Origin of the sequence: Ochrobactrum sp. SFR4 (genome assembly GCF_019730395.1) — a bacterium.
Classification (GTDB): Bacteria; Pseudomonadota; Alphaproteobacteria; order Rhizobiales; family Rhizobiaceae; genus Pseudochrobactrum.
Genome location: NZ_JAAPBB010000395.1, coordinates 1 through 352 on the forward strand (window position 1 = coordinate 1; position 352 = coordinate 352).

Genomic DNA, 352 nt, shown 5'->3' on the forward strand with positions numbered 1-352 from the left:
GTGCCGGATGCGGCACGTCTGGCTTCAATGCATAATTCGCTCTGGCGCTTACAGCGTTTCAGCCTTGTCAAAGCCGCGGCCGTATAAAATTGTCACGTAAGGCCAGCCTTTATCGTTGCTGAATCGCCACAATTCCGGATTAAGCATATTTATGATAGTCATTTTTAGCTCATGATAATGATAAGAGCTTGCCGTAAGCTTCACAGACATGTTTAAGCCACAAAACTGTTTATAGCGGTTAAGTCCGGCAGGATGTTTGGCGTCCATGCAACTGATGTGAGTTTGATCAGTTATACTGTTATTCGGGTTGATTATTGTTTCAGAGTTAAATTGTGAGCAGGGAAAGCGAAGC

Annotated in this window: 1 protein-coding gene; it reads right to left on the minus strand. The window is 44.3% G+C overall.

The features are described 5' to 3' along the window. Positions 1 to 48: 48 nt before the first annotated feature. The coding region (locus tag HBA93_RS19530) for a hypothetical protein (protein WP_221724398.1) at positions 49 to 352 on the minus strand (304 nt) is incomplete at its 5' end.